At 72.0% G+C, this 13187-nt stretch carries 10 protein-coding genes; 6 read left to right on the top strand and 4 right to left on the bottom strand.

Features of this window, described 5'->3' with window-relative positions:
• Positions 1-20: 20 nt before the first annotated feature.
• Both ABTY20_RS23180 and ABTY20_RS23175 read left to right on the top strand, forming a co-directional pair.
• On the top strand, positions 21-1757 hold the full coding sequence (locus tag ABTY20_RS23180) for an LCP family protein (RefSeq protein WP_351998937.1): 1737 nt from the start codon (positions 21-23) through the stop codon (positions 1755-1757).
• A 137-nt stretch (positions 1758-1894) separates the two neighbouring features.
• Positions 1895-3505, top strand: coding sequence for an LCP family protein (locus ABTY20_RS23175; RefSeq protein WP_351998936.1), 1611 nt, complete (start codon positions 1895-1897; stop codon positions 3503-3505).
• A 54-nt stretch (positions 3506-3559) separates the two neighbouring features.
• Here the strand turns inward: ABTY20_RS23175 and ABTY20_RS23170 are convergent, their stop codons facing one another.
• On the bottom strand, positions 3560-4597 hold the full coding sequence (locus ABTY20_RS23170; RefSeq protein ID WP_351998935.1) for a glycosyltransferase family 2 protein: 1038 nt from the start codon (positions 4595-4597) through the stop codon (positions 3560-3562).
• Positions 4598-4726: 129 nt separating this feature from the next.
• Here ABTY20_RS23170 and ABTY20_RS23165 point away from each other — a divergent pair, with 129 nt between their 5' ends.
• Complete coding sequence (locus ABTY20_RS23165; protein ID WP_502991866.1) at positions 4727-6202, top strand: LCP family protein; 1476 nt, start codon at positions 4727-4729, stop codon at positions 6200-6202.
• Between the two features lie 198 nt (positions 6203-6400).
• Here ABTY20_RS23165 and ABTY20_RS23160 read toward each other — a convergent pair whose 3' ends face one another.
• The gene (locus tag ABTY20_RS23160) at positions 6401-6958 is read right to left on the bottom strand and encodes an acyl-CoA thioesterase (RefSeq protein ID WP_351998933.1); all 558 of its coding nucleotides are present in this window, start codon (positions 6956-6958) and stop codon (positions 6401-6403) included.
• A gap of 119 nt (positions 6959-7077) precedes the next feature.
• Between ABTY20_RS23160 and ABTY20_RS23155 the strand changes: the two genes are divergently transcribed.
• Positions 7078-8346 carry an LCP family protein gene (locus ABTY20_RS23155; protein ID WP_351998932.1) on the top strand — a complete coding sequence of 423 codons (1269 nt, stop codon included), beginning with the start codon at positions 7078-7080 and terminating at the stop codon, positions 8344-8346.
• A gap of 203 nt (positions 8347-8549) precedes the next feature.
• Here ABTY20_RS23155 and ABTY20_RS23150 read toward each other — a convergent pair whose 3' ends face one another.
• On the bottom strand, positions 8550-8918 hold the full coding sequence (locus tag ABTY20_RS23150) for a four-helix bundle copper-binding protein (protein ID WP_351998931.1): 369 nt from the start codon (positions 8916-8918) through the stop codon (positions 8550-8552).
• Between the two features lie 232 nt (positions 8919-9150).
• Here ABTY20_RS23150 and ABTY20_RS23145 point away from each other — a divergent pair, with 232 nt between their 5' ends.
• Positions 9151-10314, top strand: a complete 1164-nt coding sequence (locus tag ABTY20_RS23145) for a phospholipase D-like domain-containing protein (protein ID WP_351998930.1) — start codon at positions 9151-9153, stop codon at positions 10312-10314.
• Positions 10315-10392: 78 nt separating this feature from the next.
• On the opposite strand, the gene ABTY20_RS23140 is transcribed toward ABTY20_RS23145, so the two are convergent.
• Positions 10393-11550, bottom strand: a complete 1158-nt coding sequence (locus ABTY20_RS23140) for an acyl-CoA dehydrogenase (protein WP_351998929.1) — start codon at positions 11548-11550, stop codon at positions 10393-10395.
• Positions 11551-11731: 181 nt separating this feature from the next.
• Here ABTY20_RS23140 and ABTY20_RS23135 point away from each other — a divergent pair, with 181 nt between their 5' ends.
• Positions 11732-13075, top strand: a complete 1344-nt coding sequence (locus ABTY20_RS23135) for a UDP-glucose dehydrogenase family protein (RefSeq protein ID WP_351998928.1) — start codon at positions 11732-11734, stop codon at positions 13073-13075.
• Positions 13076-13187: the final 112 nt, after the last annotated feature.

Below are 13187 nucleotides of genomic sequence, written 5' to 3'. Positions count from 1 at the left end.
CTGACGGAGGATGGAAAACCGTGGACGCGCAAGGACGTGGGCGGACAGAGGACGTCGATCCCGCAGACCAGTGGGTGTTGAATCCGGACACCGGCGAATACGAACTGCGCCTGCCCGATTCCGCACCGCAGCCCGCCGTCCCGGGCCCGCGCGGTGCCGCCCCGGGCGGCACCGCCGGCGGTCCCAGGGGCCGCCGTACGGCCGCGCCCGGCCGTGAGGTCCCGCCCCAGCGGCGACGCCGTGCGGCGCCCGCGGAACCGGCGCCGGGACGGCGCGGACGCCGGCCGGCGAAGAAGAAGTCGCGGGGCAGGAAGGTGCTGCTGTGGACCAGCGGCACCCTGGCGTTCGCCGTCCTCGCGACCGGCGTCGGCGGCTACCTCTACCTCAAGCACCTCGAGGGCAACGTCACGACGACGGACGTGGGCACCGCGGGGAGCAGCAGCTTCAAGAAGGACGAGGCCTTCAACATCCTCGTCATCGGCACCGACAAGCGCACCGGTGCGGGCAACGAGGGCTACGGCGACAAGGGCAGCGTCGGCCACGCGGACACCACGATCCTGCTGCACGTCTCCGAGGACCGCTCCAACGCGACCGCGCTCAGCATCCCGCGCGACATGATCGTGGACATCCCCGACTGCCCGACCACGCAGGAGGACGGGACGCAGAAGGTCATCCCGGGGCAGCAGGGCGTCCGCTTCAACCGCAGCCTCGGCGAGGGCGGCCGGGACGCCGGCTGCACCATGCGCACGGTGAAGGAGGCGACCGGCATCCAGCCCCACCACTTCATGATGGCCGACTTCAACGCGGTCAAGACGCTGACCACGGCGGTCGGCGGCGTGAAGGTCTGTGTGGAGCACCCGGTCGACGACCCGAAGTCCCATCTGAAGCTGCCCGCGGGTGAGTCCGAGGTCGAGGGCGAGCAGGCGCTGGCCTTCCTGCGCACCCGGCACTCCTTCGGCAACGAGGGCGACCTGGACCGCATCAAGGCCCAGCAGCAGTTCCTGGGCTCCCTCATGCGGCAGATGTCCTCCAGCGACACCCTCACCAGTCCCACCAAGCTGATCAAGCTGGCCGAGGCCGCGACCAAGGCGCTCACCGTGGACAGCGCCATCGGCAAGGTGGGCACGCTCAAGGACATCGCCCTGGAGCTGAAGAAGGTGCCGCCGAAGAACATCACGTTCCTGACGGTGCCGGTGGTCGACAACCCGGCCGAGAAGGTCAGGGCGACGGTCGTCCCCGACGAGTCGAAGGCGCCCCAGGTCTTCGGGATGATCGCGAACGACGTCTCCTTCACCGAGGTCAAGAAGAAGGAGAAGAAGGAGAAGAAGAAGGAGTCCGCCGCGGCCGCCGCCCGCCTCGAGGGCGCCAAGTCCGACCCCTCCGAGGTCCGCGTCCGCATCCTCAACGGCGGCGCTCCCCCGGACAGCGCGCAGAAGGAACTCAACCACCTCCAGATCGAGGCGGGCGTCACCAAGTCCGAGAACGCCGGCAACGCCCCCGAGGAACTGAAGAAGACCACCCTCGAGTACGCCCCCGACCAGGCCGACCAGGCCCGCCGCCTGGCCGACATCCTCGGCCTGTCCGGCTCCGCCTTGAAGCCCGGCGAGAGCGTCCCCAACGCCCAGGGACTGCCCGCCATGACCCTCACCCTCGGCAAGGACTTCAAGGGCGCCGGGGTCAGGCTCGACGCCACCTCCGCGAAGGCTCCGGAGGGGGTCCCGAAGTCGACGGCGGACAAGGTTCAGTGCGCCAGTTGAGGCCGTAGCGCAACCTCACGGGCCCGTCGTATGTCTCCAGGACGTACGACGGGCCCGTGCCGTGGGCGCCAGGGGCGTCGGAGCCGGTCCGGCACGATCCGCCGGGCAGGCCCCAAGGGCTGGGGAGGACTTGGAAGTTGACGCAGGACATTGTGCAGGAGGCCGTACCGGCCGCCGCGGACGAGAGCGTCCCGGAGGACGACGGCGAGGGCCCGGGAGGCGGACGCGGGGCGCCGCGCAGGCGCCGGGTGCTCCGCTGGTCGGCGATGGCGCTGGCGGTGCTGATGGTGGGGACGGCCGGCGCCGGATACCTCTACTACCGGCACCTCAACGCCAACATCGAGCAGCAGGAACTCAACCTCGGTGACACGAAGGTCCCGGAACCGACGCCGAACGCCGCGGGACAGACCCCGCTGAACATCCTGCTCATCGGCTCCGACGCGCGGGACAGCGAGGAGAACCAGAAACTCGGCGGCGCCCGGGAGACGTTCGGCTCCACCCCGCTGGCGGACGTCCAGATGCTGGTGCACCTGTCCGCCGACCGCAGCAACATGTCGGTCGTCAGCATGCCGCGGGACACCCTCGTACGGATCCCCAAGTGCACCGACCCCGACGACGGCACGGTGTACCCGGCGAGCGAGGGCCGGGTGATGACCAACCAGAGCCTCGGGCACGGCGGTCCGGGCTGCACGGTCGCCACCTGGCAGGAGCTCACCGGCATCCACATCGACCACTTCCTGATGGTCGACTTCGCGGGCGTGGTGGCGATGGCGGACGCCGTCGGCGGCGTCCCGGTGTGCGTCGACGCCAACATCCACTCGCGCGACGGCCAGGGCCACGGCTCCGGCCTGAAGCTCGAGAAGGGCACCCACCCGGTCAAGGGCGAGCAGGCCCTGCAGTGGCTGCGCACCCGTTACGGCTTCGAGGACGGCAGCGACCTGGCGCGGGCCAAGGCCCAGCACATGTACATGAACTCGATGGTGCGCGAGCTGCGCGAGAACGCCACCCTGAGCAACCCGAACAAGCTGCGCAGGCTCGCCGAGAAGGCCACCGAGGCGCTCACCGTCGACCCGGGCCTGAACTCGGTCAAGAAGCTCTACGACCTCAGCACCGAGCTGCGGAAGGTGAAGCCGGAGCGCATCACCATGACCACGATGCCCAACCGGTACGTGGGCGCCCGGGTGGAGCCCACGGAGGACGCCGAGCAGCTCTTCCGGCTGGTGCGCGAGGACATCACGCTGGACGGCGGGGACGGCGGGAAGGGCAAGGACGGCGCGGACCCGAAGAAGGGGACCGCCCCGGCGCGGGCGGACCAGGACGCGGGCGACCCGGCGGCCGACGACGCCGAGATACCGGTCCTGGTGCAGAACGGCACCCGCACCGACACCCTGGGCGCGGCGCACGACCGGGCCGCCGCCGTCGCGGAGCTGCTGGTGGACGAGGGGTTCGCCAGGGCGGTCGCCGACCCGGGCGCCTCCCCGAGCGAGAAGACCACCGTCGTCCGTTACCCCAGCGCGGACCTGAAGGGCGACGCCGAGGCGGTCGCCGAGGCGCTGGGCATCGCGCCGGACGCCGTGCGCAGGTCGACCGACGTCTCCGGGGTCACGCTCGTGGTGGGCGCGGACTGGCGCGAGGGCACGACGTACCGGGCCCCGAAGGAGGACGACGAGGTTCCGGAGTCCGCCGAGGCGCTCAACGGCGCGGACGACGAGGCCTGCATGAAGGTGAACCCCGCGTTCACCTGGTGAGCACGGCGCACGGGCCCCCCTCCGGCGGGGAGGGAGGCCCGTGGCGGCGTCCGGTCAGTGCGGGGCGGCGTCCGCGCGGACCGCGGGGCGGCGGCTCGCGATCACCTTGCGGGCCAGGGACTTCGGGCTGGTCAGGAAGCCCCAGCCCCACGACATGTGCATGGTGGCCAGGGCCACCGGGATCTGCAGCCGTGCCTTGAGCGGCAGCCCCTTGCCGGCCGGTACGGACCCCAGGACGATCGCCGCGAGGTACCCCCCGGGCACCACGAAGCCCCACGGGGTCAGCGCGGCGCCCACCACGATCCCGGCCGCGATCGCGCACACCGCGGCCGGCGGGGCCAGGTAGCGCAGGTTGATGGAACCGGAGTGGTAGCGGGCCACGACGTGCCGCCAACGCCCGTAGTCCTTGTACTGCTTGGCCAGCGCCCGCACGCTCGGCCGGGGCCGGTACGACACCTTCAGCTCCGGCGAGAACCAGATCAGCCCGCCGGCCTCGCGTATGCGGAAGTTCAGCTCCCAGTCCTGGGCGCGGATGAACTCCACGTTGTACCCGCCCTGCCGCTCCAGCGCCTCGCGCCGGAACACGCCGAGGTACACGGTCTCGGCGGCGCCCGCCCGGCCGCCGGTGTGGAAGGCGGCGTTGCCCACGCCTATCTTCGAGGTCATCGCGGCCGCGACGGCGTGCTCCCAGTCGTTCTCCCCCTCGGCGTGCATGATGCCGCCGACGTTCTGCGCGCCGGTCTCCTCCAGGAGCCGCACGGCGGTCGCGATGTAGTTCGGGGAGAGCATCCCGTGCCCGTCGACGCGGACCACGACCGGATGGCGCGAGGCCTTGATCGCCGCGTTGAGGGCGGCCGGGGTGCGGCCGGTCGGATTGGGCACGGTGTGCACCCGCGGGTCCTCGGCCACGAGCTCGGCGGCGATCTCGTCCGTGCGGTCCGTGGACGGACCGAGGGCGATCACGACCTCCATCTCGCCGGCGTACTCCTGGGCGAGGATCGCGTGGACGGCGCCACGCAGGTGCCGCTCCTCGTTGAGGACGGGCATGATCACGGAAACGGCGGGGAGCCGCACGTCGGGATTGGCGTTCATAGAGGGCTCACGTTACCGCGAACGGGGGACACCGACGCGCGCGCCGGGGGCGATGCGCCGGACCGCAGATCGTATCGGCCTACCGTGCTCACGATCCCACGCACGGCCGTCGTCCGGAGGTGTCCCCCCTTGCCCACGCCGCCGCGGTCCCCCCGGCCCCGCACCGCACCGCAGCGTCCGCCGCAGCCGCCCCCCAGGGGTCCGCGGCCGCCCGCGCCGCCGCGGGGGAGGCCGCGCTGGGTCGTGCGCACCGTCATCACGCTCTCGGCCGTGGTGCTCGCCTGCGCCGGCATCGGGCACACGGTGATGAGCGGCCTCGACGAGGACATCGCCCGGGTCGACCCGTTCCACGACATGAAGAACCGGCCCGAGGCCGGTCACGGCATGAACATCCTGCTGGTCGGCACCGACGGCCGGGAGAAGATCGGCGCGCAGGAGCGGGAGAAGTACCGGCTCGGCGGGGAGCCCTGCCACTGCACCGACACGATCATGATCGTGCACATCTCGGCGGACCGGGACCGCGCCAGCGTGGTCAGCCTGCCCCGCGACTCGTACGCCGTGACGCCCCCGCACACCGACCGCGTGAGCGGCGAACGGCACGGGGGGCACCCGCTCAGGCTGAACGCGGCGTACGCCGAGGGCGGGCCGCGGCTGACCGTGCGCACCGTCGAGAGGATGACCCGGGTGAAGATCGACCACTACCTGGAGGTCGACTTCACCAGTTTCATGAAGACCGTGGACGCGGTCGACGGTGTGGAGATCTGCACCTCCGAACCGCTGAAGGACGGCCGCACCGGTCTCGACCTGCCCGCCGGCCGGCACACCCTCGAAGGCGGCCAGGCCCTGCAGTACGTCCGTGCCCGGCACGTCGACGGCGCCGCCGACCTCAGCCGGATGAGGCGCCAGCAGCAGTTCATGGCCGCCCTGGTGGACCGGGTCACCTCCTCCGGGGTCCTGCTGAACCCGATGAGGTTCCGGGACGTGGTCCGGGCGGTGCTCGGATCGGTCCGCGCCGACGAGGGCTTCGGCACCGGTGAACTCCTGGACCTCGGCCGGGCGATGCGGAACTTCTCGCCCTCCTCGTCCGAGTTCGTCACCGTGCCGATCGCCGACATGGAGTACGCCGCGAAGGGTGCCGGCTCGACGCTGAAGTGGGACGCCGAGAAGGCCGGGCGCCTCTTCGACGCGCTGCGCCGGGACCGGCCGCTGGCCGCGCACCGCACCCCCGACACGGTGCCCCGCGTCCCGGTGGACCCCCGGCGCATCCGCGTCCAGGTCGAGAACGGCACCCGGACCACGGGCCTGGGCCGGCGGGTGGACACCGCGCTGGCGGCGGCCGGCTTCGCCACCACCGGCGCCCCGGCCAACGCGGCGGCCCGGGACGTGCGGCGGACGGTCGTCGCCTACGACCCCCGCTGGGACCGCTCCGCGAAGTCCCTCGCGGCGGCCCTTCCCGGCAGCGAACTGCGCGCGGTGAAGGGCCAGGGCGCCACGCTGAAGGTGATCGCGGGCGCCGACTTCGAGGAGGTCCGCAGGGTCCGGGTCGAGGGCCCGGGGCAGGGCGGGTCCGGTGTGCTGCGGGGCGACGAGGTGAGCTGCTCCTGAGCCCGCCCCGTCCTAGGGCCTCTCGTATGGATCAGGTCGGCCGCGACCGGCGGTGCGTCGTGGCCGACCCGAGCGGGGTTTGGTGCGTGCAGATGCAAGGCGGAGGAGGGCGCCAACGCGGAGCGTTGGCAACTGACGACAACGCGGCAGATGCGCGTGCCAAGCCCCGCGACGCCGACATGATCCAAACGAGAGGCCCTAGTCCTCGAAGCCCTCGGCCGCCCGCCTCTCCCGCAGTTCCAGGATCGCCCGGCGGCGGGCCAGTCGGTGGGCGCGGCGGATCTGCGCCTCCTGGTAGCGGCGCCGGTCCCGCTCGGTCTCCGGCAGCACCGGCGGCACCCGGCGCGGCTTGCCGTCGGCGTCGACGGCCGCGAAGACGAGGTAGGCCGAGCCGACCTGGGTGGCCGGCGCGGACTCGTTCCAGCGCTCGGCCAGCACCCGCACGCCGACCTCCATCGAGGTCCGGCCGGTCCAGTTGACCTGGGCCTTCACATGGACCAGGTCGCCGACGCGGACCGGCTCCAGGAAGGCCATCTCGTCCATGGACGCGGTGACCGCGGGCCCTCCGGAGTGCCGTCCGGCGACGGCGCCCGCGGCGTCGTCGACCAGTTTCATGATCACCCCGCCGTGCACCGTGCCCAGCAGGTTGGTGTCGTTGTGGGTCATGATGTGGCTGAGGGTCGTACGGGACGCCGAGGTGGGTTTGCCCGGTATGTCCGGACTCTCCGTGGCTGCGGCGGTGGCCTGGTCTGTCATGGCCTCCACCTTATGCCGAGGGGACATCTGCGGAATTTGTGTCAGCTTCGCAACAGCGGGGCCCTGATTTTCCGACGACCCTTGTCCGGCACACGGCGGGGGCCTGCACACTGTCTCCCATGACTGATTGGCCCGAGGCACGGTCCGACGACAACCGCGGCGGACGCTACGGACGCGGCAGCGCGAGCGCACGGCCCGAGGGCGCCCGCGTCATGCGGCAGGTCCGCCGCGGCCCGGCGGCCCCTCCCGGGCAGGGCGCGTACGGCGGTGTCCCGCAGCAGCCCTCGTACGTGGACGGACACGGCAGCGGCGGCTACGACAGCGGCTACAACACCGGCCAGGTGTACGGCACGCCCGGCGGCGGACCCGCCGGGCCGGGCGGCGGCGGCCGCGGCCCGCAGCGTCCCGCGCCGGACTGGCGCCGCCGCGCCAAGTGGACGGCGATCACCGTGGTGACGGTGCTGGTCGCGACGACCGTCGGCACGTACTTCTGGGCCGACTCCAAGCTCAACCGCGAGGTCGACCTGTCGAAGGTGATCGAGCGGCCCGACAAGGGCGAGGGCACCAACTACCTCATCGTCGGCTCCGACAGCCGCGCGGGCATGACAGCCGAGGACAAGAAGAAGCTGCACACCGGGTCCGCCGAGGGCAAGCGCACGGACTCGATGATGATCCTGCACACCGGCGACAACGGCCCCACCCTGGTCTCGCTGCCCCGGGACTCGAACGTCGAGATCCCGTCCTTCGTGGGCTCCGAGTCGGGCAAGACCTACCCCGCGACCGGCCGGCAGGTGAAGCTCAACGCCGCGTACGCCGAGGACGGGCCCGAACTGCTGGTCCGCACGGTCGAGTTCAACACCGGCCTGCACATCGACCACTACGTGGAGATCGGCTTCGCCGGCTTCGCGAACATCGTGGACGCGGTCGGCGGCGTCGAGATGGACATCCCGCAGGACATCAAGGACACCAAGTCCGGCGCCGACCTCAAGAAGGGCAAGCAGACCCTGAACGGCGAGGAGGCCCTGGCCTTCGTCCGCACCCGCTACGCGCTGGCGGGCTCCGACCTGGACCGTACGAAGAACCAGCAGAAGTTCCTCTCCGCCCTCGCCAACCAGGTGGCCACGCCGGGCACGGTCCTCAACCCCTTCACGCTCTACCCGACGATGGGCGCCGGCCTGGACTCCCTGATCGTCGACGAGGACATGGGCCTGTTCGACCTGGCCGACATGTTCTGGTCGATGAAGGGCGTCAGCGGAGGCGAGGGCACCTCCATGAACATGCCGATCGCGGGCTCCACCGGCGGCAACCTGCTCTGGGACAAGGCCAAGGTGAAGCAGCTGGTGAGCCAGCTGAACAACGACGAGAAGGTCACCGTCAAGGGCGACTGAGGCGTCACGGGCGCCGGACGTGGTGGGGGGGCGGGGTAGCGCGGCGGCCGCGGCGCCCCAGGCCCCCACCCCGCAGGCCCGCACCGCCACCACCCACGCCCCGCCGCCCGCACCTCGGTGGGCGGCTGGGGGGGGGCGGGGGGGCGCGGGGGGGGCGCCGGCGCCCCGGCGCGCCCCCCCCCCCCCCACGTCCGGGGACGGCGTCACATCGCGGCGCCCGCCATGGCACGGCACGTCTCGGAGCAGCGGCGGCAGGACTCGGCGCAGCGCGTCATCCGCTCGTCGTCCGGCATGGACATGCACGCCTCGGCGCACATGTCGCAGGCCTGCGCGCACATCATGCACATCTCGTTCGCCAGCGGCGAGCGGCGCATCATCATGTCCGCGCACATGCGGGTCATTTCCGAACAGTCCATGAGCGCCCGCATGATCGGCATCCGGGCCTGGCCGCCCGCCTGCAGACAGGAGCTCATGGTCTCCTCGCACACGCCGTGGCAGGCCATGCACGCCTGGACGCAGTCCTGCATCTGCTCGCTCATCGGTTCCATGGTGGTCGGCTGCTGCTGGGTCATGGTTCCTCCCGGGGACAGTAGGGGCCGGGGAACGGCGGGGGCCGGGGAACGGCCCCCGCCCCTCCGTCCTACGCCCCCGTTCCCATGAGCACCACAGGACGGCCCGTGGGCGCCACGGGGCGGCCCGGACCGCGCGTCTGCTTGGAAGCGGCGACAGCGGCAAAAAGAGGTGGGGCGGCCGGCACACCGGCCGCCCCACGGGGCGGGACGAGCGGCTCAGGGGAGGGCACGCATGACACCACAGGCGGAGAAGCAACGGCTGCGCAGACGGCTGGAGCGGCTCATCGGCATCGCCGCGACCGAGGGCAACGAGCTCCTGCCGCTGCGCAACGGCGACCGGATCTTCCCCGCGATGCTGGAGGCCATCCGCGCCGCGGAACACACCGTCGACATGATGACGTTCGTGTACTGGCGCGGCGACATAGCGCGGGAGTTCGCCGACGCCCTGGCCGAGCGGGCGCGCTCGGGGGTCCGGGTGCGGCTGCTGCTGGACGGTTTCGGCGCCAAGGAGATCGAGCCGGAGCTGCTGGACGCCATGGACCGGGCCGGCGTCCAGGTGGCCTGGTTCCGCAAGCCCACCCGGCTGTCGCCGATGCGGCAGAACCACCGCTGCCACCGCAAGGTCCTGGTGACCGACGAGCACACCGCCTTCACCGGGGGCGTCGGCATCGCCCAGGAGTGGTGCGGTGACGCCCGCGACCCCGGCGAGTGGCGCGACACCCACGTACGGGTCCGGGGGCCCGCCGTGGACGGGATCGCCGCCGCCTTCGCCCAGAACTGGGCCGAGTGCCACGACGACCTGTACGACGAGCACGACCGCTTCACCGCCCAGGAGCAGCCCGGGCGGGCCACCGTGCAGGTCGTGCGGGGCTCGGCCAGCTTCGGCTGGCAGGACATGCAGACCCTGCTGCGCGTCATGATCACCTCGGCGCGGGAGTGCTTCCGGCTGTCCACGGCCTACTTCGCGCCCGACGCCTACTTCGTCGACCTCCTGGCCGCCGCCGCGCGCCGGGGGGTGCGCGTGGAGATCCTGCTCCCGGGGCCGCACACCGACCAGCGGGCCTGCCTGCTGGCCGGACGGCAGCACTACCAGACGCTGGTCGACGCGGGCGTGGAGGTGCGGGAGTACCAGCCGACCATGCTGCACACGAAGATCGTCACCGTGGACGGCGTCTGCTCCCTGATCGGCTCCACCAACTTCAACCGCCGCTCCCTGGAGCACGACGAGGAGGTCATGCTGGCCGTCCTCGACGAGGACTTCACGGCCGCGCTGGACGCCGACTTCGACGCCGACCGCGAGCTGAGCGAGCCCATCGACCCGGCCCGCTGGCGGCGCCGCCCCCTGACCGAGCGCCTCGCCGAGGCCGCGGTCACCCCGATCCGCCACTTCCTGTGACGGCGCGCGGCGGCCGGGAACGGGCGGAGGGCGCCCGGCCCGCGGACGCCCTCCGTTCACCGGCTCACCGGTCGGCCGTCACGGCAGGTTGCGGGCCATCACGATCCGCTGGACCTGGTTGGTGCCCTCGTAGATCTGCGTGATCTTCGCGTCGCGCATCATGCGCTCGACCGGGTAGTCGCGGGTGTAGCCGTAGCCGCCGAGGAGCTGGACGGCGTCCGTGGTGACCTCCATGGCGACGTCGGAGGCGAAGCACTTCGCCGCGGCGCCCTGGAAGGTGAGGTCGCCGTCGCCCCGCTCGGACTTGGCCGCGGCGGCGTAGGTGAGCTGGCGGGCGGCCTCGATCTTCATGGCCATGTCGGCGAGCATGAACTGGATGCCCTGGAAGTCGGCGATCGGCTTGCCGAACTGCTTGCGCTCCTTGACGTAGCCCTTGGCGTAGTCGAGGGCGCCCTGGGCGATGCCCAGGGCCTGGGCGGCGATGGTGATGCGGGTGTGGTCCAGCGTCCTCATCGCCGTGGCGAAGCCGGTGCCCTCCTCGCCGATCATGCGGTCGGCGGGGATGCGGACGTTGTCGAGGTAGACCTCGCGGGTCGGGGAGCCCTTGATGCCGAGCTTCTTCTCCGGGGCGCCGAAGGAGACGCCCTCGTCGGACTTCTCGACGACGAAGGCGGATATGCCCTTGGAGCGCTTGGCGGGGTCGGTGACCGCCATCACCGTGTAGTACTCGGACTCGCCCGCGTTGGTGATCCAGCGCTTCACGCCGTTGAGGACGTAGGCGTCGCCGTCGCGGACCGCCCTGGTCTTCATGCCGGCGGCGTCGGAGCCGGCGTCCGGCTCGGAGAGGCAGTACGAGAACATCGCGTCGCCCTTGGCGAGCGGGGCCAGGTACTTCTTCTTCAGCGCCTCGGAGCCGGAGAGGATCACCGGCAGCGAGCCCAGCTTGTTGACAGCCGGGATGAGGGAGGAGGAGGCGCAGACCCGGGCCACCTCCTCGATCACGATGACCGTGGCGAGGGCGTCCGCGCCGGCGCCGCCGTACTCCTCGGGGACGTGGACGGCGTGCAGGTCGTTCGCGACCAGCGCGTCGAGGGCCTCGCGCGGGAAGCGGGCCTCCTCGTCCACCGCGGCGGCGTGCGGCGCGATCTTCGCCTCGGCCAGCGAGCGGATGGCGTCGCGGAGCATGTCGTGCTCCTCGGACGGGCGGTACAGGTCGAAGTCAGCCGATCCGGCCAAGGTCTCTCACGCTCCAAAACACTGCGATGCTGATCACGCTAACTACCGTTAAGTAACTCAAATGTTAGGCCTTCCCCGGTGCTCGTGGATAGGTGAGCTGGGCGACAGCCCTCCGGTGGCGTCCCCGGGCTCCCGGTTATGCTCGGGCCCGCACTGCTCGCCGTAGACCCCTGGAGCACCCATGGCCCTCAAGATCACCGTGATCGGCACCGGTTATCTCGGTGCGACCCACGCGGCGGCCATGGCGGAGCTGGGGTTCGAGGTGCTGGGCCTCGACGTCGTGCCGGAGAAGATCGACAAGCTGCGGCGCGGCGAGGTCCCGATGTACGAGCCGGGGCTGGAGGAGCTGCTGCGCAGGCACGTGGCCGGGATCGAGGGGTCCAGCGGGCGGCTGCGGTTCACGATGGACTGGGCCGAGGCCGGGGAGTTCGGCGACGTCCACTTCGTGTGCGTGAACACCCCGCAGCGGCACGGCGAGTACGCGTGCGACATGTCGTACGTCGACTCCGCGATCGCCTCGCTCGCGCCGCACCTGAAGGGTCCCGCGCTGGTCGTGGGCAAGTCGACGGTGCCCGTGGGGTCGGCGGACCGGCTGGCCGCCTACCTGGCCGAGCACGCCCCCGCCGGTCCGGACGCGGAGCTGGCGTGGAACCCGGAGTTCCTGCGCGAGGGCTTCGCCGTGCAGGACACGCTGCACCCGGACCGGATCGTGGTGGGGGTGCGCGGTGAGCGGGCGGAGAAGCTGCTGCGGGAGGTGTACGCCACACCCGTCGGGGAGGGCTCGCCGTTCGTGGTGACCGACTTCGCGACCGCGGAGCTGGTGAAGACCTCGGCGAACTCCTTCCTGGCCACCAAGATCTCGTTCATCAACGCGATGGCCGAGGTGTGCGAGGCCGCGGACGGGGACGTCGCCAAGCTGGCGGAGGCCATCGGCTACGACGACCGGATCGGCGCGAAGTTCCTGCGGGCCGGGATCGGTTTCGGCGGCGGCTGCCTGCCGAAGGACATCCGGGCGTTCATGGCGCGCGCCGGTGAGCTGGGCGCGGACCAGGCGCTGACGTTCCTGCGGGAGATCGACTCGATCAACATGCGCCAGCGCGGCCGGATGGTGGAGCTGACCCGGCAGGCCCTGGGCGACGGGTCGTTCCTCGGCAAGCGGGTGGCGGTGCTGGGCGCGACCTTCAAGCCGGACTCGGACGACGTCCGGGACTCGCCGGCGCTGAACGTGGCCGGGCAGATCCACCTGCAGGGCGGTCAGGTCACGGTGTACGACCCGAAGGGCATGGACAACGCCCGCCGCCTCTTCCCCACGCTGGGGTACGCCGACTCGGCGCTGGAGGCGGTGCGGGGCGCGGACGTGGTGCTGCACCTGACGGAGTGGCGGGAGTTCCGCGAGCTGGACCCGGCGGCGCTGGGCGAGGTGGCGGCGGAGCGGCTGATCCTCGACGGCCGCAACGCGCTCGACCCCGAGGCGTGGCGGCGGGCCGGCTGGCGCTACCGCGCGATGGGGCGCCCCACCGCCTAGACGGGAACGCGGGACGCCGGGTGGGGCGGGGGGCGGGAGGCCGGACCGGCGGCCCGCGGGGATCTGCCCCACCCGGCGCGGGGGGGGCGCGGCGGGGGCCCCGAGGGGGGGC

The sequence above is a fragment of the Streptomyces sp. NPDC126497 genome, from assembly GCF_040302425.1.
Classification (GTDB): Bacteria; Actinomycetota; Actinomycetes; order Streptomycetales; family Streptomycetaceae; genus Streptomyces.
The sequence above is the reverse complement of the archived record's forward strand: the minus strand, read 5'-3'. Positions and strand labels throughout refer to the sequence as shown.